24 protein-coding genes are annotated in these 25,926 nt (G+C 59.7%); 12 read left to right on the top strand and 12 right to left on the bottom strand.

All coding sequences use genetic code 11. The features are described from left to right. Nucleotides 1-123 precede the first annotated feature (123 nt). Together ACVWXD_RS17205 and ACVWXD_RS17200 are read left to right on the top strand one after the other, a co-directional pair. Nucleotides 124-645, top strand: coding sequence for a DUF6586 family protein (locus ACVWXD_RS17205; protein WP_260366621.1), 522 nt, complete (start codon nucleotides 124-126; stop codon nucleotides 643-645). Nucleotides 646-763: 118 nt separating this feature from the next. Next, entirely contained in the window at nucleotides 764-997 is a 234-nt protein-coding gene (locus tag ACVWXD_RS17200; protein ID WP_032889274.1) for a hypothetical protein, read from the top strand. Nucleotides 998-1,255: 258 nt separating this feature from the next. Here the strand turns inward: ACVWXD_RS17200 and sulA are convergent, their stop codons facing one another. Both sulA and lexA read right to left on the bottom strand, forming a co-directional pair. Next, nucleotides 1,256-1,729, bottom strand: a complete 474-nt coding sequence (gene sulA / locus ACVWXD_RS17195) for an SOS-induced cell division inhibitor SulA (RefSeq protein ID WP_099601405.1) — start codon at nucleotides 1,727-1,729, stop codon at nucleotides 1,256-1,258. A gap of 10 nt (nucleotides 1,730-1,739) precedes the next feature. Beyond that, a complete protein-coding gene (gene lexA / locus ACVWXD_RS17190; RefSeq protein ID WP_003172575.1) occupies nucleotides 1,740-2,348 on the bottom strand; it encodes a transcriptional repressor LexA in 609 nt (202 codons plus the stop codon). Between the two features lie 263 nt (nucleotides 2,349-2,611). Between lexA and ACVWXD_RS17185 the strand changes: the two genes are divergently transcribed. Next, nucleotides 2,612-3,319 (top strand): TetR/AcrR family transcriptional regulator, encoded by a 708-nt coding sequence (locus ACVWXD_RS17185; protein WP_032888800.1) that lies wholly within the window; start codon nucleotides 2,612-2,614, stop codon nucleotides 3,317-3,319. A gap of 144 nt (nucleotides 3,320-3,463) precedes the next feature. Continuing rightward, nucleotides 3,464-4,474 (top strand): beta-N-acetylhexosaminidase, encoded by a 1,011-nt coding sequence (nagZ, locus tag ACVWXD_RS17180; protein WP_032888802.1) that lies wholly within the window; start codon nucleotides 3,464-3,466, stop codon nucleotides 4,472-4,474. 87 nt (nucleotides 4,475-4,561) lie between these two features. Here nagZ and ACVWXD_RS17175 read toward each other — a convergent pair whose 3' ends face one another. From ACVWXD_RS17175 to mfd, 3 genes are read right to left on the bottom strand one after another with little or no spacing between them, the layout of a single operon-like run. After that, the gene (locus ACVWXD_RS17175; RefSeq protein ID WP_122755752.1) at nucleotides 4,562-7,252 is read right to left on the bottom strand and encodes a DEAD/DEAH box helicase; all 2,691 of its coding nucleotides are present in this window, start codon (nucleotides 7,250-7,252) and stop codon (nucleotides 4,562-4,564) included. 9 nt (nucleotides 7,253-7,261) lie between these two features. Next, nucleotides 7,262-7,828, bottom strand: coding sequence for a CsiV family protein (locus ACVWXD_RS17170; protein ID WP_032888806.1), 567 nt, complete (start codon nucleotides 7,826-7,828; stop codon nucleotides 7,262-7,264). 11 nt (nucleotides 7,829-7,839) lie between these two features. Then, nucleotides 7,840-11,289, bottom strand: coding sequence for a transcription-repair coupling factor (gene mfd, locus ACVWXD_RS17165; RefSeq protein WP_032888809.1), 3,450 nt, complete (start codon nucleotides 11,287-11,289; stop codon nucleotides 7,840-7,842). A 340-nt stretch (nucleotides 11,290-11,629) separates the two neighbouring features. Between mfd and ACVWXD_RS17160 the strand changes: the two genes are divergently transcribed. Continuing rightward, a complete protein-coding gene (locus ACVWXD_RS17160) occupies nucleotides 11,630-13,093 on the top strand; it encodes a glyceraldehyde-3-phosphate dehydrogenase (protein ID WP_032888810.1) in 1,464 nt (487 codons plus the stop codon). Nucleotides 13,094-13,287: 194 nt separating this feature from the next. On the opposite strand, the gene ACVWXD_RS17155 is transcribed toward ACVWXD_RS17160, so the two are convergent. Continuing rightward, a complete protein-coding gene (locus ACVWXD_RS17155) occupies nucleotides 13,288-13,821 on the bottom strand; it encodes a chalcone isomerase family protein (protein ID WP_457371206.1) in 534 nt (177 codons plus the stop codon). Nucleotides 13,822-14,082: 261 nt separating this feature from the next. On the opposite strand from ACVWXD_RS17155, the gene sthA reads away from it, so the two are divergent. Further along, nucleotides 14,083-15,477 (top strand): Si-specific NAD(P)(+) transhydrogenase, encoded by a 1,395-nt coding sequence (gene sthA, locus ACVWXD_RS17150; RefSeq protein ID WP_032888814.1) that lies wholly within the window; start codon nucleotides 14,083-14,085, stop codon nucleotides 15,475-15,477. A 42-nt stretch (nucleotides 15,478-15,519) separates the two neighbouring features. Here sthA and ACVWXD_RS17145 read toward each other — a convergent pair whose 3' ends face one another. Together ACVWXD_RS17145 and ACVWXD_RS17140 are read right to left on the bottom strand one after the other, a co-directional pair. After that, nucleotides 15,520-16,242 (bottom strand): glycerophosphodiester phosphodiesterase, encoded by a 723-nt coding sequence (locus ACVWXD_RS17145; RefSeq protein ID WP_032888815.1) that lies wholly within the window; start codon nucleotides 16,240-16,242, stop codon nucleotides 15,520-15,522. Nucleotides 16,243-16,286: 44 nt separating this feature from the next. Further along, on the bottom strand, nucleotides 16,287-16,865 hold the full coding sequence (locus ACVWXD_RS17140) for a PilZ domain-containing protein (protein ID WP_032888817.1): 579 nt from the start codon (nucleotides 16,863-16,865) through the stop codon (nucleotides 16,287-16,289). A 94-nt stretch (nucleotides 16,866-16,959) separates the two neighbouring features. Here ACVWXD_RS17140 and ACVWXD_RS17135 point away from each other — a divergent pair, with 94 nt between their 5' ends. The 3 genes from ACVWXD_RS17135 to ACVWXD_RS17125 are packed head-to-tail and all read left to right on the top strand — an operon-like array spanning nucleotide 16,960 to nucleotide 20,206. Beyond that, a complete protein-coding gene (locus ACVWXD_RS17135) occupies nucleotides 16,960-18,210 on the top strand; it encodes a lipoprotein-releasing ABC transporter permease subunit (protein ID WP_032888819.1) in 1,251 nt (416 codons plus the stop codon). A gap of 7 nt (nucleotides 18,211-18,217) precedes the next feature. Beyond that, the gene (gene lolD / locus ACVWXD_RS17130) at nucleotides 18,218-18,901 is read left to right on the top strand and encodes a lipoprotein-releasing ABC transporter ATP-binding protein LolD (protein ID WP_024074097.1); all 684 of its coding nucleotides are present in this window, start codon (nucleotides 18,218-18,220) and stop codon (nucleotides 18,899-18,901) included. Between the two features lie 60 nt (nucleotides 18,902-18,961). Next, nucleotides 18,962-20,206: a lipoprotein-releasing ABC transporter permease subunit gene (locus ACVWXD_RS17125; RefSeq protein WP_032888822.1), complete on the top strand. Its 1,245-nt coding sequence runs from the start codon at nucleotides 18,962-18,964 to the stop codon at nucleotides 20,204-20,206. A gap of 104 nt (nucleotides 20,207-20,310) precedes the next feature. On the opposite strand, the gene ACVWXD_RS17120 is transcribed toward ACVWXD_RS17125, so the two are convergent. Together ACVWXD_RS17120 and ACVWXD_RS17115 are read right to left on the bottom strand one after the other, a co-directional pair. Beyond that, entirely contained in the window at nucleotides 20,311-21,666 is a 1,356-nt protein-coding gene (locus tag ACVWXD_RS17120) for a heavy metal sensor histidine kinase (RefSeq protein ID WP_099601502.1), read from the bottom strand. Further along, a complete protein-coding gene (locus ACVWXD_RS17115; protein WP_032888823.1) occupies nucleotides 21,663-22,343 on the bottom strand; it encodes a heavy metal response regulator transcription factor in 681 nt (226 codons plus the stop codon). The genes ACVWXD_RS17120 and ACVWXD_RS17115 overlap by 4 nt, the downstream gene beginning before the upstream one ends. 157 nt (nucleotides 22,344-22,500) lie before the next feature. On the opposite strand from ACVWXD_RS17115, the gene copI reads away from it, so the two are divergent. Then, a complete protein-coding gene (gene copI, locus ACVWXD_RS17110; protein WP_032888825.1) occupies nucleotides 22,501-23,013 on the top strand; it encodes a copper-resistant cuproprotein CopI in 513 nt (170 codons plus the stop codon). Between the two features lie 66 nt (nucleotides 23,014-23,079). Beyond that, nucleotides 23,080-23,910: an NADPH-dependent 7-cyano-7-deazaguanine reductase QueF gene (gene queF, locus ACVWXD_RS17105; RefSeq protein WP_095184123.1), complete on the top strand. Its 831-nt coding sequence runs from the start codon at nucleotides 23,080-23,082 to the stop codon at nucleotides 23,908-23,910. A 124-nt stretch (nucleotides 23,911-24,034) separates the two neighbouring features. Here the strand turns inward: queF and ACVWXD_RS17100 are convergent, their stop codons facing one another. Further along, a complete protein-coding gene (locus tag ACVWXD_RS17100; protein WP_032888829.1) occupies nucleotides 24,035-24,301 on the bottom strand; it encodes a DUF4404 family protein in 267 nt (88 codons plus the stop codon). A 110-nt stretch (nucleotides 24,302-24,411) separates the two neighbouring features. Then, nucleotides 24,412-25,020, bottom strand: coding sequence for a hypothetical protein (locus tag ACVWXD_RS17095; protein WP_032888830.1), 609 nt, complete (start codon nucleotides 25,018-25,020; stop codon nucleotides 24,412-24,414). A gap of 195 nt (nucleotides 25,021-25,215) precedes the next feature. On the opposite strand from ACVWXD_RS17095, the gene ACVWXD_RS17090 reads away from it, so the two are divergent. Further along, nucleotides 25,216-25,905, top strand: a complete 690-nt coding sequence (locus ACVWXD_RS17090) for an MlaA family lipoprotein (RefSeq protein WP_032888832.1) — start codon at nucleotides 25,216-25,218, stop codon at nucleotides 25,903-25,905. Nucleotides 25,906-25,926: the final 21 nt, after the last annotated feature.

The raw sequence follows: 25,926 nt of genomic DNA, 5'->3' as shown, positions 1-25,926 counted from the left end.
CTAATTTGCGATAGACAAAGGCCGCCTGTATGGGCGGCCTTTTTTTGCGCTTGCAGCGGGCTCGGTTGATCCGTGACACTGTTAAGCCAGCATCGCGCCTCATTCGTTGTGGAGATTGCCGTCATGGCCAACGAACTCTATACCCGTACCAATCAGAAAATTTACTTCGCGGGTTTGTCCCTGGAAGCCCTTGGTCGTGCCGAGGAAGGGAAGGAGATGAATGCTATCGCGCTGGTTCAGGCGGGGCGTGAAGCGGCCTTATTCCACCTGTACGGCGCCTTGCTGGGCCTGTGCCATGAAATCGCCGGGTTCTACCGCTTACCCCAGGCCGGTTCGCCCCGTGCGGAAATGATCATGAGCCGTGAAGTGCTGGAGACCATGGCGATTCCTGAGCTGGCGGAACTGGTAGAGATGGCCCAGAGCCCAGACAGCTGGGTGGCGCGCCTGCTCAAGGCCCATGCCGATATGTTTCAGCCGCCGCGTGTTCCCCATGTGCCTAAGAGTGACGTGAGGCAGCCATTGATCTTGGCAGTTGCGCTGGAGGAGGACGAGCCTAAGTCATTGAGCCGGGAAGAGTTGGAGGGCTGGCGTCAGGAGCTGAAGAAGATGGCGCTGCGCTTTCGTGAGGGCCTGAACGAGTGCTAAACCCCGAGTAGGTTTAGAAAGCACCGTTCATCAAGCTGTAAAGAAACCTCCCTAGATCCTCAGCGAGGCTGGGTGGATGACTGATATAATCCCGGCCTTTCGTGGAGAACAGACTTTTATGCCGACGTCCTTTCTGGAAATTGTTGAGTTGCCTGACGGCCGAATCGAGCTGCGTCGGGCTGAGGACGAGGGTTCTCTGGTTATTCTGGACTTTTCAGAGGACGCAAAAGCGTTCCTGCAAGGCCAGCACGTGGAAGTGGCAAAAGCCATGTTGAGCGTAGGTGTGCAGATGGCTGGTCGCCTGGCGGAAGGCGAGCCGGAGAAAGAGGATGGGTCGCGGGTTCTTCACTGAGTCTGTGCCGCGCGCTGCTTATTGCGAGCGGATTTTTTGATGAGTGTACTTGTTGTGGTGAGCGGGCTTGCCCCGCGCTGGGTTGCTAAGCAGCCCTAAAACCAGGCGCCGTGGATTATCCGATATACCGCATCAATCTATTCAGGGCCGCTTCGCAGCCCGGCGCGGGGCAAGCTCGCTCGCCACAGAAGCTCGCTAAGCATAATGAGCATGCTCACTACAATCAGCCCTCTTCGCGCCCTCATCAAACCCAGCTTTTTATCCCAATCTAATATTCAAACTCTGTGCATCACCCGTGCGTGCGGCACTGATCAATTGCTGCTTGGCCGACGCATTCAGCGGATTCAACCAGCTCACCACCGTATGGCTACGACCCAGGCGCAACGCTTCGCATGTCAACTGCTGGGCACTTTGCGCGCCGCGCGGTTGCAGTAACAGGATGCGCTCACGATTGAGGCCGGCGTCCCGCAGCCAGGCCTGTGTAAGGCTGGCGGGCGGGGCAATCAGGGTCAACCAGCGTGCATCCTGATCTTCGCTCAGATCACGCAGGATAGGTGCCAATAGGCTCAGGCAGCTCCCGGCCGCACCGCGCAACGACAGTTCACTGAACGCCTCGGGTTCAGCGCTCCAGGGCGCCTCTACCGTTTCCTTGAGGATGGGCGCAAGGGGTTGAGCCATAAAGGCCTCGAACAGCGACAGTTGTGTGTGTTGTGGGGTGTGTACGAGCTGCATGATGCCTCCTTTAGCGGCGAATGACGCCGACGCTCAAGCCTTCGATCACCAGGTCCTGATCTTTCAGGTTTACTTCAATCGGAGCGAACTCAGGGTTCTCGGCCAGGAGCCAGACCTTGCTGCCTTCGCGCTTGAAGCGTTTTACGGTGACTTCATCGCCGATGCGGGCGACGACGATCTGGCCATTACGGGCTTCGCGGGTGGTGTGGACGGCTAGCAGGTCGCCGTCAAAGATGCCCACGTCTTTCATGCTCATGCCGTGCACCCGCAACAGGTAGTCGGCACGCGGATGGAAAAAAGTCGGGTTAATGTTGCAGGATTCCTCGACGTGCTGTTGGGCCAGGATCGGCGCACCAGCGGCAACGCGGCCAATGATCGGCAGTGTCGATTCGTCGGCCTTGGCTTCGAAGCCAGGGATGCGAATACCGCGCGAGGCACCGGGGGTCATCTCGATCGCACCTTTGCGGGCGAGTGCCTTGAGGTGTTCTTCGGCGGCGTTGGGGGACTTGAACCCCAGTTCCAGCGCAATCTCAGCTCGTGTCGGCGGGTAGCCGTTGTCATCGAGGCAGCGCTTGATAAAAGCCAGAATCTCAGCTTGGCGTGGCGTCAGTTTTAGCATGTTGATCGCTCTGTCTTTTTATACAGTGACTGGGATTATATACAGTGAACTGCACTTGGCAATCATCCTTTTCTGTGGCTCCGCTGGACGGTCATTCGCCATCCTTCCTACAACGCAGGTATGGCACTGCCTACAGACCTGAAGGGATGTGATTAAATAGCGATGAAATAGATGACTGACCGGCCGGAAAGCGAACCCGCAGGCTTGACAAGACACACCCTGAAACGTATGTTTCAAACAAGTGTTTGTCAGGCGGAGTAGTCATGGCCCAGTCGGAAACCGTTGAACGCATTCTCGATGCTGCCGAGCAATTGTTCGCGGAAAAAGGATTTGCTGAAACTTCATTGCGGCTGATCACTAGCAAGGCAGGGGTCAACCTCGCCGCTGTGAACTACCATTTCGGCTCGAAAAAAGCCCTGATCCAGGCGGTGTTCTCTCGCTTCCTGGGGCCGTTTTGCGCAAGTCTCGATCGTGAGCTAGAGCGCCGTCAGGCGAAGGCCGACAACAAGCCCAGCTTGGAAGAGCTGCTGGAGATCCTCGTCGAGCAAGCCCTGGTGGTTCAACCGCGCAGTGGCAACGATCTATCGATTTTCATGCGCCTGTTGGGCCTGGCTTTCAGCCAAAGCCAGGGCCACTTGCGGCGTTACCTGGAAGACATGTACGGCAAGGTGTTCCGCCGCTATATGTTGCTGGTCAACGAAGCGGCGCCGCGTATCCCGCCTATCGAACTGTTCTGGCGTGTGCATTTCATGCTGGGTGCGGCGGCGTTCAGCATGTCGGGTATCAAGGCACTGCGTGCGATTGCCGAGACCGATTTCGGCGTCAACACCTCCATCGAACAGGTCATGCGCCTGATGGTGCCGTTCCTCGCCGCCGGCATGCGCGCCGAAACCGGTGTGACCGATCCGGGCATGGCCGCTGCCCAGTTGCGTCCACGCAGCAAAACTGCGCCGGTTCCTGCCAAGGTTTGACTACGCCGGGTGTGCGCGGCTGCTTGCATCCGCTAAGCTAGCCGCCATGCCGAATTCAGCTATTTACTCGCAACCCGTTGTGCTTGCCGCGCGTATCGCGCGAAGCAAGTGCACCGGGTTGTGTGCGTTATTTAAGGAAGGTTTATGACTGCTGCCCTGCAAGGTTCTTTGATGGTCGACGTTGCCGGTACCTGGCTGACGGCCGAGGATCGCCACTTGTTGCGTCAGCCTGAAGTGGGTGGCCTGATTATTTTTGCGCGCAATATCGAGCATCCGCGCCAAGTGCGTGAACTGAGCGCGGCGATTCGCGCGGTGCGCCCGGATTTGCTGCTGGCCGTCGATCAGGAAGGCGGTCGTGTACAACGTTTGCGCCAAGGCTTCGTGCGCCTGCCGGCTATGCGTGCGCTGGCGGATAACCCCAACGCTGAATACCTGGCCGAGCAGTGCGGTTGGATAATGGCCACCGAAGTGTTGGCTGTCGGCCTGGATTTAAGCTTCGCCCCGGTGTTGGACTTGGACTACCAACGCAGCGCGGTGGTCGGCACCCGTTCCTTTGAGGGCGACCCCGAGCGTGCTGCGGTGCTCGCAGGTGCCTTTATTCGTGGCATGAACAGCGCTGGCATGGCTGCGACCGGCAAACACTTCCCGGGACATGGTTGGGCAGAGGCTGATTCCCACGTTGCCATTCCCAATGACGAACGTAGCCTGGAACAGATTCGCGCCAATGATCTGGTGCCTTTCGCACGTCTGAGCAAGCAATTGGCGGCGGTGATGCCGGCTCACGTCATCTACCCGCAAGTCGACGCCCAGCCTGCTGGTTTCTCGCGCCGTTGGTTGCAGGACATCCTGCGCGGCGAGCTGCAATTTGACGGGGTGATTTTCAGTGATGACCTGTCCATGGCCGGTGCCCATGTGGTCGGCGATGCGGCCAGTCGTATCGAAGCGGCATTGACGGCCGGCTGTGACATGGGGCTGGTGTGCAATGACCGTGCTGCTGCGGAGCTTGCCCTCACTGCGGCGCAGCGGATGAAAGTCACTCCATCGCCCCGAATTGCGCGCATGCGTGGTAAGGCGATTGCTTCGACCGATTACAAGCAGGATCCGCGTTGGTTGGCGGCGCTCACTGCGTTGCGAAAGGCTCAGTTGATCGGCTGAACATCGCGGCGAGGCCATCGCAGGCAAGTCAGCTCTCACAGGGTGTTCATTCCAGGTGTGTGGCTTGCCTACCAAACAATCTAACGGTCAGCGCTTCTCTTGCTTATCAGGCAGCGGCGCAAACAACGCTTCAATTTCCTCATTGCCCAACTGCCAATCCCCGGTGGTTCGTCCATCCAGCACACCCGCCGCCAGGTCGGATTTTTCCTTCTGCAGGTGCTGGATTTTCTCTTCCACCGTCCCTCGGGCAATCAGCTTATAGACAAATACCGGCTTCTCCTGCCCGATGCGATACGCACGGTCAGTGGCTTGGTTTTCCGTCGCCGGGTTCCACCACGGATCGTAGTGGATCACGGTATCGGCTTCCGTCAGGTTAAGCCCCACGCCACCGGCCTTCAGGCTTATCAGGAAAATCTGCAACTTGCCGCTCTGGAAATCCTTCACCGGCGTACGCCGATCCCGGGTCTGGCCGGTGAGCAGCGCATAGGCAATGCCGCGTTTTTTCAGTTCGACTTCGATCAGGCTCAGCATCGAGGTGAACTGGGAAAACAACAGGATCCGGCGACCTTCGGCAAACAACTCGTCGAGCATTTCCAGCAGGCTGTCGAGCTTGCCCGAGCTGCTGCCGCGGGCAGGCAGAGTGGCGTCGTTGACCAAGCGTAGATCGCAGCAGACCTGTCGCAGCTTGAGCAGCGCTTCAAGGATGATGATCTGGCTGCGCGCCACGCCTTTGCGGGTGATCTCGTCGCGGACCTTTTTATCCATGGCCAGGCGCATGGTTTCGTACACGTCGCGCTGGGCCTCGTTGAGGTCGACCCAGTGGATGATTTCGGTCTTGGGTGGCAACTCCGTCGCCACTTGTTCCTTGGTTCGGCGCAGCAGGAAGGGTTTTATCCGGCCGTTGAGGTGCTGCAATCGCACCTCACTGGCGCGCTTTTCGATGGGCACACGGTAATCACGGTTGAAGCTTTTTACGTCGCCCAACCAGCCTGGCAGCAGGAAGTGGAACAGTGACCACAGCTCGCCCAGATGATTTTCCAAGGGCGTGCCGCTTAGGCACAGGCGCTGCCGAGCATTCAGCTCGCGCGCCGCTTGGGCCGCCTTGCTTGAGGGATTCTTGATGTACTGGGCTTCGTCGAGGATCAATACGTGCAAGGGTAGGGCGGCGAGGTGGTCGATATCCTTGGGCAGCAGGGCGTAGGTAGTGAGCAGGAGATCGTAGTCCTGCAGGTTGGCGAAGTGTTTCTTGCGTCCCGCGCCGTACAGCGCCAATACCTTGAGTTGCGGTGTGAAGTGCGCAGCTTCGTCGAGCCAGTTAGGGATGAGGCTGGTGGGCATCACCACCATGCAGGGCCGGTCCAGGCGTCCGGCAATCTTTTCGCTGAGCAGATGCGCCAGGGTCTGCAGGGTTTTACCCAGGCCCATGTCATCCGCAAGGATCCCGCCGACGTCCAATTGCCGCAGCGACTGCATCCAGCTCAGGCCTTCCAACTGATACGGGCGCAACGTCGCGTTCAAACCCTCGGGCGCCGCACAGGTGAAGTCCTTGATATCCCTCAGGCGTTGGGCAAAGTTGCGGATCTTCTCGCCGCCTTCCCATTGCAGTGGCAGGTCTTCCAGCGGGTTCAACCGAATTGCATCGGCCTTGGCCAAACGCAGCGTGGTGGTGCCAGGGTCCTGTAGGTAAAACTCGCCAAGCGTTGCCAGAACCGGTTTCAGGCGGCCATAAGGTAATGCCACTTGCAGTGGGCCGTGGCCGTTGGGCAGGCCGGGGATATTCACCAGGATCAGTTCGTCATCGCGGCGCCGAGCGAGTTTCTCCGGGTTGAGGATCTCGGTGTGGGAGCGCATCAGATTCAGCAGGATCGGCAATAGGCTCAGCCGCTCTCCGTTGACGATGATGCCCAGTTCCAGGTCAAACCAATCGCGCTCAGGCCCGTCATCGACAGTGGCGTACCAGTCGTCCACCGGGCTCAGGTCGAAACCGAAATCCTCATCGATCTGCAATTCCCAGCCTTCGGCGCGCAGGGTGGGTGAGACGTTAAGGGTGAAGTTCAGCCAGGCGCTGTCATTGACCATTTCGAAGAGCTCGCCAGCGCTTTCCGGCAGTGCCTTGCTCTGGCGGGTGGCGATCTTGAAACCCAGCAGGCGCAGTCGTTCACGAAAGGGTTGTTCCAGCTCCGGATGGCGCTTGATGCGCAGGCTCTGGGTTTCCTGGCGCACGATGATGTCGGCGTTCTTTTGCCCGCTGACATAGTTGCCCAAGTAATTGAACGAGAGCGCGGCACGGTGCTGGATATAGCGCTGCATCTTGCCATTGCGCGGTTCGAACGCACTGAACTCGACACTCGCCAGCCACAGGCGCGGGACCGGCAGCACGTCCTCCATCACCACCTGCGGCAACACCACACGGTTATCCAGTACGGCCTGGAGTTTTTCCAGCAATTCGGCGTCCTGGGCGGCTGCCGGATACGCCAGTGTTTCCTGGACCTTGAGCAAGACTGCAGCGATGTGTTTGCAATTGGTGTGCACCGGGCAGGTGCAGCGGCTGTCTACCAGAATCAGCGAGCCCTTGGCCGATTCGCGCAGCGATATGGTTTGTCGGTAAACGTTGCCGCCCGAGCCTTCGCAACTGGCGATGATGGTGCTGTCACCGGATTCGACGATGCGCACCCGGTTCTCCAGCGCGTAACGTCGCCCGCGCTCCAGGCTCTGCTCTTTGAAGCGATTGGCCCACGAAGGGGCCAGGGGTTTGGTCAGCGACGATGTCAGGGGCATGGCGCTGGATCAGTCCTGAATGTCGGGCGGTGGTGCGCTGGGTGGCTTGGCGGTCAGCGAAGTGATCTTGATCAGCAGTGCCAGGTGGCCGCCGTCCAGATAGTTGAGTTGGTTGTTCTTGGTGCGCACGTCGGTCTGGTTCAGGTGCTCGCTGGCAATCACGCTGCCCTTGCTGTCGAACTGGTTGATCCAGAATTGCGCATCGATATCGGTAAAGCGCCCCAGTTGCAGGTTCAGCGTGCCCTCGATAGGGAACTGGCCGAACTGCTCCTCGCCGTCGGTGATCGCGATTTTGACCGGCTGTTCACCGAGGTTCTGTTCCCATGCCTTGTGCGCCAACACGGTGTAACTGTTATCGGCCCTGAGCTTGTCGACGATATTGTTCAGGCGCGGCGGGCTCATCTTGTCGCCCAGGCGCACAGCCCCGGCATCCCAGTTTTCCGGCGCGGCGCGGCTGTTGATCACCGGCTCCGCGTTTTGGCGCACCAGGATCATTTCTACCTGGTAAGGGCTGTCGGCAAATGCCGAAGGCGCCAGTACCACCAACAACAAGCTCAAAATGCGGAACAGGCGCATTGGGGCGTCCTTCAAACAGATTTCGGGATGAGGCGCTCAAACAGCGCCTCCAGGGTATTAAAGCGTTCTTCGGCACGTTCCATCGGCACCATGAATTTGAACAGCGTAGCCCCTTCGAACTTATAGCGGTTGGGTTGGCCCTGGATCAGCTTGATCAGCACCAACGGGTCTACCGGCGTTTGCGCTTCGAACTCGATGCGTCCGCCCTGTGGCCCTGCGTCGACTTTCTTAATACCCAGCTGCTCGGCCTGCAATTTAAGCAAGGTCAGGCGCACCAGGTTCTTGGTCGGTTCCGGCAGCAGGCCGAAGCGGTCGATCATTTCAACCTGCAAATCCTTGAGGCCTTCTTCGTCGGTGGCCGAGGCGATGCGTTTGTACAGGATCAACCGTGCGTGCACATCCGGCAGGTAATCTTCGGGAATCAAGGCCGGCAAGCGCAGGTTGATTTCCGGGCCGCCGCCCAGGGGTTGATCGAGGTTCGGCTGCTCGCCCTTGCGGATGGCTTTCACCGCGCGTTCAAGCATCTCCATATACAAGGTGAAGCCGACGGCCTGTATCTGCCCGCTCTGGCCGTCGCCCAGCAGTTCGCCGGCGCCACGGATTTCCAGGTCGTTGGTGGCCAGCACAAATCCGGCGCCCAGGTCCTGGGTGTTAGCAATGGCTTCCAGGCGCTTCTCGGCGTCGGAAGTGATCTGTTGGCGCGGCGGCGTCAGCAGGTAGGCGTAAGCCTGGTGGTGACTACGGCCGACGCGGCCACGCAGTTGGTGCAACTGCGCCAGGCCGAACTTATCAGCGCGCTCGATGATGATGGTGTTGGCGCTCGGTACGTCGATGCCAGTCTCGATGATGGTCGAGGCGATCAGTACGTTGAAGCGCTTGTGGTAGAAGTCGCTCATCACCTGTTCGAGTTCACGCTCGCGCATCTGACCGTGGCCGATGGCGATGCGTGCTTCCGGTACCAGTTCGGCGAGGTCGGCGGCGCATTTCTCGATGGTTTTTACGTCGTTGTGCAGGTAGTACACCTGGCCACCACGGAGCAGTTCACGCAGCAGTGCTTCTTTGACCGTGCTTTTGTTCTGCTCCATCACGAAGGTGCGCACCGACAGCCGGCGTGCCGGCGGTGTGGCGATGATCGACAGATCGCGCATGCCCGACACCGCCATGTTCAGGGTGCGGGGGATCGGCGTCGCAGTGAGCGTAAGAATGTCGACTTCGCTGCGCAGGGCCTTGAGCTGTTCCTTTTGACGCACGCCGAAGCGGTGTTCTTCGTCGATGATCACCAAACCCAGGTTCTTGATCTTCACATCGTCCGACAGCAGCTTGTGCGTGCCGATCACGATGTCGATCTTGCCTTCGGCCAGGTCGGCGATCGCGGCGTTCACTTCCTTGGCGGACTTGAAGCGGCTCATCACTTCGACGGTCACCGGCCAGTCGGCAAAGCGGTCGCGGAAGCTGTTGTAGTGCTGCTGGGCGAGCAGGGTGGTCGGGACCAGGATCGCGACTTGTCGGCCGCCGTGGACGGCAATGAAGGCTGCGCGCATCGCCACTTCGGTCTTGCCGAAACCCACGTCGCCGCACACCAGGCGGTCCATCGGCTTTGGCGCGAGCATATCGGCGCGCACGGCTTCGATGGTGGTTTGCTGGTCCGGCGTTTCTTCGAAGGCAAAGCCGGCGCTGAAGGTGGCGTAGTCGGCTTTTGGGTCGGCAAAGGCATAGCCTTCGCGGGCGGCGCGACGGGCGTAAATGTCGAGCAGTTCAGCGGCGACATCGCGCACCTGTTCGGCGGCCTTGCGCTTGGCTTTCTGCCACGTCTCGGACCCCAGGCGGTGCAACGGCGCCAGTGCGTCGTCGCTGCCGGTGTAGCGGGCGATCAGGTGCAGGCTGGCAACCGGCACATAGAGCTTCGCGCCCTCGGCGTACTCCATGGTGAGGAATTCGGCGGCCTGGTTATCGATCTCCAGCGTCTGCAGACCGAGGTAGCGACCCACGCCGTGGTCGATATGCACCACCGGCGCGCCTTCGCGCAGCTCGGTGAGGTTCTTGATCACGGCGTCGTTGTTGGCGTCGGCGCGTTTTTCGCGACGGCGCCGCTGCATCACGCGCTGGCCGAACAGGGGGCTCTCGGCGATCAGTGCCAGGGCCGGATCATCCAGAAGCAGGCCTTCGTCGAGCGGTGCGATGGTGATCGCCAGGCGTTCTTTGCTTTTCACAAAGTCCGGCCAACTGTCGACGGTTTTTGGCCGCAGTTTCAGACGTTCCAACAATTCCAGCAGCACTTCGCGACGGCCGGCGGATTCGGCGGTAAACAGCACGCGGCCGGGGAAGTCGCCGAGGAAGTTGGACAAAGCCTCCAGGGGCTGCGTGGCTTTGGCTTGAATCGCCAAATCCGGCAGCGTTCCGGCTGGGAAGCGTTCGCGGCCGCTGCCGGCGTCCACGTCCTGCTGGCTGGCGACAACGCGCGGCCAGTTTTTCAGGCGCGCGAAACAGTCTTCCACCGGCAGGAACAGCTCGGCGGGTGGCAATAAAGGACGGGACGGGTCGACGCGGCGCTCTTCGTAGCGGTTGCGCACGTCGTTCCAGAAGTTTTCCGCGGCTTGCTCGATACCCGGCAGCGAGAACACCTGGGTGTCCTGGGGCAGGTAATCGAACAGCGTGGAGGTTTCGTCGAAAAAGAGCGGCAGGTAGTACTCGATACCGGCGGGGGTAATCCCACTGCTCAAGTCCTGGAAGATCGGGCAGCGACGGAAGTCGACATCGAAGCGTTCGCGGAAGCGCGCCTTGAAGCGGGTCACCGCGTCTTTTTGCAGCGGGAATTCCCGCGCGGGTAGCAGCTTGACCGAGTCGACCTTGTCGATAGAGCGCTGGTTCTCCGGATCGAAGGTGCGCAGGGTTTCGATTTCGTCATCGAACAGGTCGATGCGGTACGGCAACTTGCTGCCCATCGGGAACAGGTCAATCAGGGCGCCGCGCACCGCGAATTCACCGTGCTCATACACCGTATCGACGCAGCGGTAGCCGCTGGCTTCCAGGCGCGTGCGCATTTGTTCCACATCGAGTTTCTGGCCGATATCCAGCACCAGGCTGCTGCCCAGCAGGAACTTGGTCGGTGCCAGACGGTGCAGGGCCGTTGTGATCGGCACCACGAGCACACCGTGGGCCAGTTCCGGCAAGCGGTACAGGCTGGCGATGCGCTGTGAAATGATGTCCTGATGCGGCGAGAACAGGTCGTAGGGCAGGGTTTCCCAGTCGGGAAAATGCAGCACCGGCAAATCGGGGGCGAAGAAGCTCAGCTCCTGCTCCAACCGTTCGGCGCTTTGGCTGTCGGCGGTGAGCAGCAGGGTAAAGCGCTTGGCTGCGCTGGCAGCCTCGGCAATGGCCAGGCTCAGGGCGGCACCGGGCAGGTTGCCCCAGTGCTGTTTACCTGCCGCGGCAGGGAGTAGCGGTAGACGCAGAACGGGCACGGAAGGTTGAGCTCCAAGCGTTGCGACAAAGTCGGTAATTGTAACGGCCCGAGGTGCCGCCTGTCAGTTGCTGACTGAGCCTATTACGGTTTGTAGGAAATGTAGTGGCTAAGACAAACAATGGCGTGTTTTGACTCAATATGTAGTGCCAAAAAGCGTGAATGTTTAGGAGGGTTACGGACAAGTCGGCCGACTCGTTGAACTAGTGGCCTTCTGGAACCCGCGTATTTACTGGGCTGCAGCGGGGCGGTATTTTTTAGCAAGGACTTTTTGTTGCCTGGCGCGCATTGCGACGAGGACAGTCGGGCGGCATAATGTAGCCCCTTTTTTCAGCCCCTACATGTGGAAGGTTCCCGTGACTCAGAAGCCCGACCAGTGTCTTGGTGAATGGATCGACCGTGAAGCACTCGCAGAAGCGATGATCCCGCTTATCGGTCAGCTGTACCGCAATAACAATGTGGTGAGCTCGATCTATGGCCGCAGCCTGATCAACCAGTCCGTCATCGCGATTCTCAAGGCGCACCGTTTTGCGCGCCATCGCTCTGCCGACGACAGCGAACTCTCCGTCCACGAAACATTCCCACTGCTCAAGGCCATGAGCGAGCTCAAGCTCGGTGCGGCCTCGGTAGATCTGGGCAAGTTGGCGTACAAATTCCGCAAAGAAGGCGCGGGCCGCACTGCCGAGCAGTTCGTGCGTGAAGAAATGGCCGATGTGGTTGGCCAGCAAAACGCCGCTGCCCGTAAAGGCACTGATGTGGTTCTGTACGGCTTCGGTCGTATCGGCCGCCTGCTGGCACGCATCCTGATCGAAAAAACCGGTGGCGGCGACGGCCTGCGCCTGCGTGCCATTGTCGTGCGCAAAGGCGCCGACAACGACCTGACCAAACGCGCCAGCCTGCTGCGTCGCGATTCGGTACACGGTCCGTTCAACGGCACCATCGTCATCGACGAAGAAAACAACACCATCACCGCCAACGGTAACCTGATCCAGGTGATCTACGCGAAGAACCCGTCTGAGGTGGATTACACCCAGTACGGCATCAAGGACGCTCTGCTGGTGGATAACACCGGCGTATGGCGTGATGCCGAAGGCCTGGGCCAGCACCTGGCCTGCCCGGGTGTCGACCGTGTTGTTCTGACCGCACCTGGCAAAGGCAAGCTGAAGAACATCGTGCACGGCATCAACCACGGTGAAATCACTGCTGACGACAAGATCGTGTCCGCCGCTTCCTGCACCACCAATGCCATCGTGCCGGTGCTGAAAGCTGTGAACGACAAGTTCGGCATCGTTAACGGCCACGTTGAAACCGTTCACTCGTACACCAACGACCAGAACCTGATCGACAACTTCCACAAAGGCGATCGCCGTGGTCGTAGCGCCGCGCTGAACATGGTTATCACCGAGACCGGTGCTGCCACCGCTGCTGCCAAAGCTTTGCCTGAGCTGGCCGGCAAGCTGACCGGTAACGCGATCCGTGTGCCGACGCCTAACGTGTCGATGGCGATTCTCAACCTGAACCTTGAGAAAGCCGCCACCCGTGAAGAGATGAACGAGTACCTGCGCTACATGGCGCTGCACTCCGATCTGCACAAGCAAATCGACTACGTCAATTCCCAGGAAGTGGTGTCCACCGACTTCGTTGGCTCGCGCCACGCCGGTGTGGTGGACGCGGAAGCGACCATTACCCAGGACAACCGTGTTGTGCTGTACGTGTGGTACGACAACGAGTTCGGCTACAGCTGCCAGGTGGTTCGCGTGATGGAAGACATGGCTGGGGTTAACCCGCCTGCGTTTCCGCGCTAAGCCTCTGCGTTGAATGAAAAAGCCCCGACTGGTTCGGGGCTTTTTTATGGCAGCAGGTTTTGTGTTGTCGATCAGGGCCTCATCGGGAGCAAGCTATCTCCCTCATTTGAATGTATTCACAAGTCGACATGTGGGAGGGGGCTTGCCCCCGATAGCGGTCGTTCAGTGGATGCATACCCCACGGCAGGCCATTTTCATTTCAACAATTTGCCGCGCAACTCTTCAGACAGCCCTTTGGGCGCCAGCCAGATACCCAGGTAGGCCCTGGCCAGTGCCTCATTACGGCTGCTGAGCACCACTTGGCCATTGATCTCAAGGTTCAAGCCGCGCCCTGGATGAAAGTCCAAGGCATATCGATCACCTTTGCGTATGTTGCGAAAGCTGGCATGCAGTTGATCCAGCTCGGGCTTTAAGCGTGCGCTGGCTTGCTGGCGCTCCAGCGTAGCGGTGGCGGCCTTGATCACGTCGGAGCGGTCGATGTCGCGATAGTAATAAAGCACCAGGCGCAGCGCCTTTTGCTGGTCCCAGGCCTGTCTGGCGCTCAGCGTCGCCGGGGCATATAGCGCCGCCGCGTACACGTCCGCCCAGAGGTACGTGAGCACCGCCTGGTTTTTCAGGACCAGTTCCTGGGACTGTGCCGGGAAATCGGCCTGCTTCAATCGATCCGCCTCATTAGCATGCGCCGTGATCGACAGCATCATCATCAAACAGATAACTATATGTCGCATAATGCCCCGTCCTGAAAAACGTGCGTGCCTACAGGGTAATTCAATTTCTGGCCGTGTCAGGATTTAGCGGTAATCTGCGCCGTGTAGTAAAGGCAATACTGGCCTACGACGCGACCAAGGGTTAATGTGCGCGGCGTTGAGCCTTATATAGACTGTGCCCCGGTTCACACACTTGAGCCAAATTGTCCTTCATGACCGCTGGCCGCGGCATGATTTAGCCAGGCGTCCAACCGTACGCCTGGCCTGTTCTGAGGAGTACGCATGGCTGTCTACAACTACGACGTGGTGGTACTGGGTTCCGGCCCGGCTGGAGAAGGTGCGGCGATGAACGCCGCGAAGGCAGGGCGCAAGGTGGCGATGGTCGATAGCCGTCGCCAGGTCGGCGGTAACTGCACCCACCTGGGTACCATCCCGTCCAAGGCCTTGCGTCACTCGGTCCGCCAGATCATGCAGTTCAACACCAACCCGATGTTCCGGGCCATTGGTGAGCCGCGCTGGTTCTCGTTCCCGGATGTGCTCAAGAGCGCCGAGAAAGTTATCTCCAAACAAGTGGCTTCGCGTACCGGCTACTACGCCCGTAACCGTGTCGACCTGTTCTTCGGAACCGGCAGCTTCGCCGACGAGCAAACCGTCGAAGTGGTGTGCGCCAACGGCGTGGTCGAGAAGCTGGTGGCCAAGCACATCATCATCGCCACCGGTTCGCGCCCGTATCGCCCGGCCGATATCGATTTCCACCATCCGCGTATCTACGATAGCGACACCATCCTGAGCTTGGGCCACACCCCGCGCAAATTGATCATCTACGGCGCCGGCGTGATCGGCTGTGAATACGCCTCGATCTTCAGCGGCCTGGGTGTATTGGTGGAACTGGTGGACAACCGCGACCAATTGCTGAGCTTCCTCGACTCGGAAATTTCCCAGGCGTTGAGCTACCACTTCAGCAACAACAACATCACCGTGCGCCATAACGAAGAGTACGAGCGTGTCGAAGGCCTGGACAACGGTGTGATCCTGCACCTCAAGTCCGGCAAGAAGATCAAGGCCGACGCCTTGTTGTGGTGCAACGGCCGTACCGGCAACACCGACAAGCTGGGCATGGAAAACATCGGGGTCAAGGTCAACAACCGTGGCCAGATCGAGGTGGACGAGAACTACCGCACCTGTGTAACCAACATCTACGGCGCTGGTGACGTAATCGGCTGGCCAAGCCTGGCCAGTGCGGCGCATGACCAGGGCCGTTCGGCTGCTGGCAGCATCGTCGACAACGGCAGCTGGCGCTACGTGAACGACGTGCCGACCGGGATCTACACGATTCCCGAGATCAGCTCGATCGGCAAGAACGAGCACGAACTGACCAAGGCCAAGGTGCCTTATGAAGTCGGCAAGGCGTTCTTCAAGAGCATGGCGCGTGCGCAGATCGCTGGTGAGCCCCAAGGCATGCTGAAGATCCTGTTCCACCGCGAGACCCTTGAGGTGCTCGGTGTGCATTGCTTCGGCTATCAGGCGTCGGAGATCGTGCACATCGGCCAGGCCATCATGAACCAGCCGGGCGAGCAAAATACCCTCAAGTACTTTGTGAACACCACGTTCAACTACCCGACCATGGCTGAAGCCTATCGGGTAGCGGCCTACGACGGCCTCAACCGGCTTTTTTGAGCGGCTCCGGCCGGTGGCCTGAGCCGGCCGGGGAGACCGATTTCAGTAATTCCCGAGGGTGGCAGTGGCCAAACCGGGAAAGTCTGTAATCAGGCTATCTACGCCGAAGTCGGCGAGCCTGCGCATCAGCGCAGGTTCGTTGACCGTCCATACGGACACGTGCAAACCCTGGCGCTGGGCTTTTTCCAGACGCTCCGGGGTGCACAGCGTCCAGTTCAATGCCAGATACTCACAGCCGTAGTTTTGCGCGACCTTCAGCGGGTCGAGCCAGGCGTATTCGGCGACCAGTCCGCGTGACAGGTCCGGGGTGAGTTCAACCGCCGCTTTCAATACTTCCCGCGAGCTTGAAGTCACGGTGACTTTGTCCATCAGGCCGAAACGTACCGCCATCTCACGGATTGCCAGCACGGTGGTCGCGGCGCGGGTGCGCGAAGCGCTTTTGACTTCCAGTTGCCAGTGATCGAAGTCGCACTGCTCGAACAGCTCTTCCAGACGCGGGATCGGGCACGGTTTGATCCAGCCTGGGCCGCCTTTGCGTGCGTCCATCTTCACAAGGTCCGCCGCCGAATACTCGACGACCTTGCCGCGCCGGTCAGCGGTGCGCTTGAGGGTCGGGTCGTGGATGACCATCAACTCGCCGTCCATGGACAGGTGCAGATCCAGTTCGCAGCGGCGTACACCGTGCTTGAGGCACTCCTGGAAGCTGGTCAGGGTGTTTTCCGGTGCTTCGCCTTTGGCACCGCGGTGGCCGTAAATCAGGGTCACAGTTGCTCCTTTGCGCCAGGCTGGCTGGCGTAGTGAATACGAATTCAGATGTCGTCGCTTTGTTCCCGCGCCAGGCGGCGTTCCTGGGCCTGCTTTTGCAGGATGTAGCGCGCCAGCAGTTGGCGTTGGGTATCGGTCATGGACTCGAATTCCGTGCCCACGTCAAAGCCATCGCCCTTGGGATCGCAATGGGTGACCCGTGCCCGCAGCAGCAGGCCGAGCGCCTGGGGCATCAGCACCAGCTTGACGGCCAAGTGAGCGCCGGTGACCAGTGAGGTAGGGTGTTGGAAGTCGATACCGCCTTCGGAGATGATCACCGGCTGCGGTGCGCCCACCTCATCGAGCAGGCCGCGTGCCATGATCTGGCTGAGGAGGTCTACGCGCTTGTTCTGCACGCGCAGGAAGGCGGCGAGGGTGCGGTCCTTCTCGCTCAGTTGGCGCAGCAGGTGCTGGGCTTCGAATTCGCTGAGATGCAATTCGCTGAGCAGGTTGAACAGCGGTGAATCATCCAGCAACACTTCCTTGCTCGCCGCTTCGGGGGCCGACAGGTTTTTGATTTGGAGTGCGATCATGTCGTCGATACGGTAGTATTCGCGGCGCTCTTCTTCATCTAATGTCGACATGGCGAACCCCAGGTAACGGTAATGGTCAGAGTGTAAAGCTGCTTACCAGACCCCGCCACCGGGACGTCTTCTTTTCCTCCGAACAAGCCCCGACATGTTCAGACCTCTCTTCGTATTTATTGGCACGCGTTATACCCGTGCAAAGCGCCGCAATCATTTTGTGTCGTTCATTTCCTTGACCTCGATGATCGGGCTCGCCTTGGGCGTAGTCGTGATGATTGTGGTGCTGTCGGTGATGAACGGCTTCGATCATGAGATGCGCACCCGCGTGCTGGGCATGGTGCCCCACGCGACCATCGAGTCGGGCGAGCCGATCAACGATTGGCAAAACCTGGCCGCCAAGGTCAAGCAGAACCCCAAGGTCGTGGCCGTTGCGCCGTTTACCCAGATGCAGGGGCTGCTGACCCATGATGGCAAGGTGCAGAAGATCTTGCTCAATGGCATCGACCCCGCCCAGGAACGCAACGTGTCGATCATCGACAAGTTCATGTTGCAGGGCAAACTCGACGATCTGGCGCCTGGTGATTTCGGCATCGTGATCGGCGACAAGGCCGCAGCCAAGCTCGGCGTGGGCCTCGGCGACAAGCTGACCTTCGTCGCGCCGGAAGTCACCGTGACCCCGGCGGGCATGTTTCCGCGCATGAAACGCTTTACCGTGGTCGGCACCTTCCATGTGGGCGCCGGCGAAATCGACGGCTACCTCGGGCTGACCAATCTCACCGATCTGGCCCGCCTCCAGCGCTGGCAGCCGGATCAGGTGCAGGGCCTGCGCCTGAAGTTCAGCGATTTGTTCGACGCCCCGCGCGGTGCCTGGGATATCGCCCAGCACTTGGGTGAAACCGAGTATTACGCCCGTGACTGGACCCGTACCCACGGCAACCTGTACCAGGCCATCCGCATGGAAAAAGCCATGATCGGCCTGCTGCTACTGCTGATCGTCGCTGTGGCCGCGTTCAACATCATCTCCACGCTGGTGATGGTGGTAAATGACAAGAAAGGCGACATCGCCATCCTGCGTACCCTGGGCGCCACGCCGGGGCAGATCATGGCGATCTTTATGGTGCAGGGCACCGTGATCGGCGTGGTGGGTACCTTGATCGGCACCGCCGTGGGCATCCTGGCCGCGCTTAACGTCAGCGCAGCCATCGCCTTGCTTGAGAAAGTGATCGGCCACAAGTTCCTCAATGCAGACGTCTACTTCATCGACTACTTGCCGTCCCAGGTTCAGGCCCAGGACGTGTTGATGGTGGGCGGCGCTGCGTTGGTCCTGAGTTTCCTTGCCACCCTGTATCCAGCCTGGCGCGCGGCACGTACCCAGCCAGCACAGGCCTTACGTTATGAGTGAATCGGGCATGAGTGAAAAAGCAATCCTGAGCTGCCGCAACCTGGGCAAATCCTACGAGGAAGGCCCTGAGTCAGTGGTGGTGCTGTCCAACCTGCAACTTGAGCTCCATCCGGGCGAACGCGTGGCGATCGTCGGCAGTTCCGGTTCCGGCAAAAGTACCTTGCTGAACCTGTTGGGCGGCCTCGACACGCCGTCCCAGGGCAGCGTCTGGCTGGCTGGCGAAGAATTGTCAGCCTTGAATGAAAAGGCCCGTGGCCAGTTGCGCAACCGTTCGTTGGGTTTTGTGTACCAGTTTCACCACTTGTTGCCGGAATTCACCGCACTGGAAAACGTCTGCATGCCGCTGCTGATCGGCAAGACCGCAATCCCGGAAGCACGCCAGCGTGCCAAGGCCTTGCTGGAGCGTGTCGGCTTGGGCCATCGCCTTGAGCACAAGCCGGCCGAACTGTCCGGTGGCGAGCGCCAGCGTGTGGCAATCGCCCGCGCCCTGGTGAACAACCCAGGCCTGGTGATGCTCGACGAGCCCACCGGCAACCTCGACTCCCACACCGCCCAGGGCATCAAGGATTTGATGCTGGAGCTGAGCACCCAGATGCGCACTGCATTCCTGGTGGTGACCCATGACATGAGCATGGCCCGCCAGATGGACCGCGTGCTGCACCTGCAGGAAGGTCATCTGGTCGCCATCTGACCCGTTTCAAGCCTGGCGCCTGGCGTCGGGCTTTTTTAATTTTTCAGGCGGTGCAAGCGAATGTTCAGACCGTTATCGATTTTCATCGGCACGCGCTATACCCGCGCCAAGCGCCGCAACCGTTTTGTTTCGTTTATCTCGATGACCTCGATGATCGGCCTCGCCCTGGGCGTGTTGGCGATGATCGTGGTGCTGTCGGTGATGAACGGCTTCCAGCGCGAAATGAGCTCGCGCATCCTCGGCATGGTGCCCCACGCCACCATCGTCGGCGTGAAGCCGATTGATGATTGGCAGCCGGTGGCCGCGGCGGCGATGAAGAATCCGCAAGTGACCGCTGCAGTACCGTTCACGCAGATGGACGGCATGTTCTCCTACAAGGGTGCGATGCAGCCGATCGAGATCAGCGGCGTCGACCCGGCCCAAGAAGGCAAGGTGTCGATCGTGGCCCAGCACATCGTTCAGGGCAAACTGGACGACCTGAAACCCGGCGAGTTCGGCGTGGTGGTCGGTGAAATCACCGCCCGGCGTTTCCGCTTGAACGTGGGCGACAAGCTCACCCTGATCGTGCCGGAAATCAGCACTGCACCGGGCGGCATCACCCCGCGTATGCAGCGGTTGAACGTGGTGGGGATTTTCAAGGTCGGCGCCGAGTTGGATGGTTCCATGGCCTTGATACACATGGCCGACGCGGCGGAAATCCAGCATTGGCAGCCGAACCAGGTGCAGAGTGTGCGCTTGGCGGTTAAAGATTTGTACGCAGCGCCCAAGGTGTCCACGGACATTGCCACCAGCCTCGGCGCGGCCTACAAGGCAGATGACTGGACCCACACCCAGGGCAGCCTGTTCAGCGCGATGAAAATGGAAAAGACCATGATCGGCCTGCTGCTGCTGATGATCGTCGCCGTGGCCGCGTTCAACATCATCGCCACCTTGATCATGGTAGTGAATGACAAAGGCGCGGACATCGCGATCCTGCGCACCATCGGCGCCACGCCCCGGCAGATCATGGCGATCTTCATGGTGCAGGGCACGGTGATCGGCATTGTCGGTACCTTGATCGGCGGCGTACTGGGGGTGATTGCAGCGCTCAACGTGAGCGAGTTGGTGGGCTGGGTCGAGCGGGTGAGCGGGCAGCATATCTTTAGTTCGGATGTGTACTTCGTCAGCAACCTGCCTTCGGAGCTGCAAGGTGGCGATGTGGTGTTGATCTGCACCGCCGGGTTTGTGTTGAGCTTTTTGGCGACGCTGTATCCGGCGTATCGGGCGGCGAAGATTGAACCGGCGCATGCGCTGAGATACTCGTAATTATTGAGACCGCTATCGGGGGCAAGCCCTCTCCCACATTTGAGGTATTCATAGATCAAAGTGTGGGAGGGGGCTTGCCCCCGATAGGGCCGGTGCAGCTTGCATCAATCTACAGCTGGCAGCTCAATCACAAACCGCGTCCATCCAGCCCCGGACTCACAAAAAATCCTCCCCCCATGGGCGCGCACGATCGACTGGGTAATCGCCAGCCCCAGCCCCGCATGTTCGCTGCTGCCTTCATGGCGCGCCGGGTCGGCCCGATAGAACCGATCAAACAGCCTCGGTAGCAACGCCCCGGGGATGCCTTCACCGGTGTTCTCCACCGCTAGCGTCACGCCCATTGCGCCTTCGGTTATTCTTACCCGCACTTCGCCGCCTGCCGGGGTGAACCTGAGGGCGTTATCCAGCAAGTTCGACAAAGCCCGGCGCAACATGCCGCGATCCCCGGCTGTATGAGCGCTGCCTTCTCGTACCAGCGATACGTGCGCGTCCTCGGCCAGCAACGCAAAGAACTCCAGCAACGCCTCCACTTCATCGGCCAGGGCCAATGGCTCACGCTTGGGCATCAGCAAACCGTGGTCCGCCTTGGCCAGGTACAGCATGTCGTTGACCAGTTGGGCCATCCATTGCAGCTCTTCCAAATTACTGTGCAGCGCCTCGCGGTAATCCTCCAGCGGGCGTGGCTGGGTGAGGATGACTTGGGTCTGGGTCAGCAGGTTCGACAGCGGCGTGCGCAGTTCATGGGCAATGTCGGCGGAGAAGGCCGACAGGCGTTGGAACGCGTCGTCCAATCGTCCCAGCATGGCGTTGAAGGCCTGGGCCAGTTCAGCCAGTTCCGCCGGCATGTGTTGCTGTGGCAGGCGCTGGGTCAAGGAGTGGGCCGATACGCTGGCAGCCACTTCGCCCATGCGCCGCAATGGGCGCAAGCCGCTGCGTGCGGCCCAGGCGCCCAGCAGCGCGGTGGCGAGGGCAGAGAGGCCAACGGTGAGCCAGATCAAACGCTGCATGCGTTGCAGGAAGTGCTGGTGGTGGGTGATGTCGAGTATCAGGCTCAGTTGCGGTGAGTCAGCTTGGCCAGCGTTCAGTGGCGCATTGTAGACGCGGTAATCGGTGCCGGCATTTTGTAGGCTATGCAGGCCGGGCGCGGTGGGCAGGGCGACGTTCGGCGCATCGTCCAGCCAGCGCTGGCCGGCTGAAGTGATGCGCAGTGCAAGGTCGGGCTGTCTATTGAGTTCGACGCGCAGTTGCGCCTCGCGTTGGTTGAACGCTTGAGGTGAGTCGACACCCTGCAAGGTGCTGCGCAACGCCACAAGTTTGCTGTCGAGTTGCTGCTGGTCCAACTCGACAAAGTGCGCCTCACTGGCTTGGTTGAACAGCACGCCTGCAATCAGCGACACCACTGCCGTACAAGCCGCAAACAATAGTGCCAGGCGGCTGGCGAGGGACAGGCGCTTGATCAATTGCACCGCTCCTCCAGCACATAGCCCATGCCGCGAACGGTGTGGATCAGCTTATTAGGGAAGTTGTCATCGACTTTGAGGCGTAGGCGGCGGATCGCTACTTCGATGATGTTGGTGTCGCTGTCGAAATTCATGTCCCACACCTGGGAGGCGATCAGCGTTTTGGGCAGCACTTCGCCCTGGCGGCGCAGCAGCAGTTCCAGTAGAGAAAACTCCTTGGCGGTCAGGTCGATACGTTGGCCGTCGCGCTCGACGCGGCGGCGGATCAGGTCCAAACGCAGGTCGGCCACTTGCAGGGCGGTTTCCTGGGGCGTGCTGCTGCCACGGCGCAACAGGCTGCGCACCCGCGCCAGCAATTCGGAGAAGGCGAAGGGTTTGATCAGGTAATCGTCGGCGCCCAATTCCAGGCCATGCACGCGGTCCTCTACGGCATCCCGGGCGGTCAGAAATAGCACCGGGATCTCCAGACCGGCACTGCGCACCGCTTGCAGGATTTGCCAACCGTCGCGACCGGGCAGCATTACATCCAGGATCAGCAGGTCATAATCGCCGGTCAGCGCCAGGTGCTGGCCGCTGGTGCCGTCGGCCACCAGTTCGGTGGTAAAGCCAGCCTCGGCCAGGCCTTGACGCAGATAGTGGCCGGTTTTCGGTTGGTCTTCGACGATCAGCAATTTCATGGGGTAGCTCTTGGCAACGGGTGGCGAGGGGGCTTTATACCGTGGGGACCAGGTGCGGGGCGCAACCTGACAAAGTTGTAATCTAGCAGTCAGTTGGCTGGCAGCGGCGTAATCTTAGAGTGCGGCTCAAGCCGGTTATACATTTTGGAGAAGAGAGATGACGTTGCGTACACCCCAGTTGTTGGCGGGTTGCCTGTTGGCGTTGAGTTTCAATGCAATGGCTGATGCATCCCACAGCTATGCATTTGGTCAACCAGCGGCGGCTGACAAGGCCACGCGCACCGTAGAAGTGACGCTGCAGGATATTGCCTTTGCGCCCAAGTCCCTGGATGTAAAAGCCGGTGAGACGGTGCGCTTCGTGCTGGTCAACAAGGGCCAGTTGCTGCATGAATTCAACCTCGGTGACGCGGCGATGCACGCGGCGCATCAGAAGGAAATGTTGCAGATGCAGGCCAGCGGCATGCTCACGTCCACCGGCATGGGCAAGATGGACCACAGCGCCATGGGCCATGGTGCAATGAAGCACGATGACCCGAACAGTGTGCTGGTCGAGCCCGGTAAAACTGCTGAGCTGACGTGGACATTCACCCAGGCCACCGGCCTGGAGTTCGCCTGTAACCTGCCCGGGCATTACCAGGCAGGCATGGTCGGCAAGCTGACCGTTGAGTAAGGCGTTTCTTAAGGGCGGGGGCAAAGGCTGGTAGACTGGCGCGGTTTATTTAGCCAGGTTTCCGCCATGCATCCCGCAGCCGAACATTCGCCGCTGGGCAAGTCCAGTGAATACATCTCCACGTACACGCCTTCGTTGCTGTTCCCGATTCCTCGCGCCGCCAAGTGGGCCGAGCTGGGCCTGAGTGCCGAGACCCTGCCTTACAAGGGCGTGGATTTCTGGAACTGCTTCGAACTGTCCTGGCTGTTGCCGTCGGGCAAGCCGGTGGTGGCCATTGGTGAGTTCAGTATCCCGGCCGACTCGCCGAATATCATCGAGTCCAAGTCATTCAAGCTGTACCTCAACTCGCTGAACCAGACCGCCTTTGCCGATACGCAAAGCCTTGAGTCGACACTGCGCGCTGACCTGAGTGCTGCCGCCGGCAAACCAGTGACCGTACGCATCCGCAGGCTTGCAGAGATCGAGGCCGAGGGTGTGATGGCACTGCCGGGCGTATGCATTGACGATCTGGATATTAACGTCAGCAGCTACGAACATCCGCGCCCCGAGTTGTTGCGTTGCGACGACTCGCGGATTGTCGAGGAGAGCGTGCACAGCCACCTGCTCAAGTCCAATTGCCCGGTTACCAGTCAGCCGGACTGGGGCAGCGTAGTGGTGGAGTACCGTGGTCAAGCGTTGGATCACGCCAGCCTGTTGGAATACATCGTGAGCTTTCGCCAGCACTCGGACTTCCATGAGCAGTGTGTGGAGCGCATCTTCCTCGACCTGCAGCGCCTGCTGAAGCCGGAGAAATTGACGGTGTATGCGCGCTATGTGCGGCGCGGCGGGTTGGATATCAACCCTTATCGCAGTACCGAGGATGTGGCGTTCCAGAACGTGCGCCTGGCCCGCCAGTAAAACAAATGAGGGAGGGGGCTTGCTCCCGATAGCAGAGGTTCAGGCACAGGTTCGGTGACTGACACTCCGCAATCGGGGCAAGCCCCCTCCCGCATTCTGGTTCTGTGTCTGGCTTGGGTTCGGGTTAAATGCCGATGTTGCCCAGGGTGATCACGATATTGCGCAGTGTCCCGGCAATGCCCGGATGGTCCAGTTCAAAACCTTCCACTGCACGGTTTACATCATCGGCGATGCTCGGTGTCTGGGTGGCCGGTTCCAATTCAAGTTGCACTTCGAATTTGGCAATCAACCCTTCCAGCGCTTCACGTTTTTCTTCCGATAGCGGTGGCTCCTGCTCCAATTGCCCGCGCAGGATATTGACCTGTTCTTCCAGTTTTTTGCGATCAGGCATGACGTTCTTCCTTTTATCGATAGGCACTGGCATAGACCACGGCACGCTGAGAAAGGTCTACGGGATGAACTGTAGATTAATCCACCGGCGCCGACTGTGCATGATCTCGATCAGGGCTTCTCGCCTTTGAGCTGGCGCCGGCTGATGTCTGCCAGGCAGGTGCCGAGTTCGCCTAAGTGATCGATCACAGAATGCACTCCCAGCCCATACAGCGTCACGGTGGCCTTGCCGCGCTTGTGTTCGCGTTCCTTGTCGCTCAGTGCCTGCCATTGCTCGGGCGCTAAGCCACACAGCGAACCGCAGGAGGCCAGGCCGATGGTCCACAGCCCGGCGTTAAGTCCCGATTGCAACAAGCGCGGCTCGCCGCTGACCAGGACGCAGCCTTCAAGGCGTTCGATATTCAATTCCATCAGCGCTTGCCAGCACGCGTGGGGGGCGGGCCAGCGGATGGAGGAGGGCGAGGCTGCTTTGAGCCAGGTGGGCAAGGTGGCGGCCAAAGGAGTGGTCACCGCAGGCGGCAGCTCATCCAGCCAAGCGCAGGGCACGCCCAGCTCTTTGAGGTTGCGCAGGATTTTCAGGGCGCCCGGCGTGGCTTGTGAATCCGGGGAAGGAGAGTCGGTGCGCGCCTGTGAGCCAAAATCCACTAGGCAGCCACTCAGGCCAAACAGCACGGCGGTCAAGGCGGGTGCGCTGGTGATTGCAATCTCGGCTTGAGGCATGTCGACATCCCTGAAATAGCTGTGACGCTATCGAGGCAGGATGACAGTCCGATGACAGTTGGCTCAATTGTAGGAATTTTGTCCATTTGCGGTATGAGTTTTCCCGGCGGCTGCCTAATTGGGCACTTCCGTCATATACTGGCTACCTTATTCAGGGCATAGCGCCCATGACAGACCATTCAAGGAGCAAAAGCTATGCGCTGGAGCCACTACTTCGCTCAGCTGTCGGTGTGTGCCACCGTTCTGCTGGCCCCGTTCGCTGTGCAAGCTGCGTCGGAAGATGATCCATGGGAAAGCGTCAACCGCCCGATCTTTACCTTCAACGACACTGTTGATACCTATGCCCTCAAGCCATTGGCCCAAGGCTATCAATGGATCACTCCGCAATTTGTTGAAGACGGTATCCACAACTTCTTCCGCAACATCGGCGACGTCGGCAACCTGGCCAACAATGTGCTGCAGCTAAAACCTCACAATGCAGGTGTCGATACTGCCCGTTTGCTGGTTAACACCACGTTTGGTGTGCTGGGCTTCATCGACGTAGGCACCAAAATGGGGCTGCAACGCAGCGATGAAGACTTCGGCCAGACACTCGGCTACTGGGGCGTTGGCAGCGGTCCGTACGTGATGATCCCTCTGCTGGGTCCAAGCACCCTGCGTGATGCGCCGTCCAAGTACGTCGACAGCTACACCCAGCCTTATCGCTATATGGATGATGTGTCCCTGCGTAACAGCGTCATGGGCCTTGGCATCGTCGACGCCCGTGCCAGCTTGCTCGACAGTGAGAAGCTGATCACCGGCGACAAATACACCTTCATTCGTAACGCCTACCTGCAGAACCGTGAGTTCAAGGTCAAAGATGGCAAGGTCGTCGACGACTTTTAAGAGGTGATCGTTTGAAATGAA

The sequence above is a fragment of the Pseudomonas sp. TE3911 genome, assembly GCF_054062775.1.
This window is presented reverse-complemented; position numbering and strand designations above follow the sequence as displayed.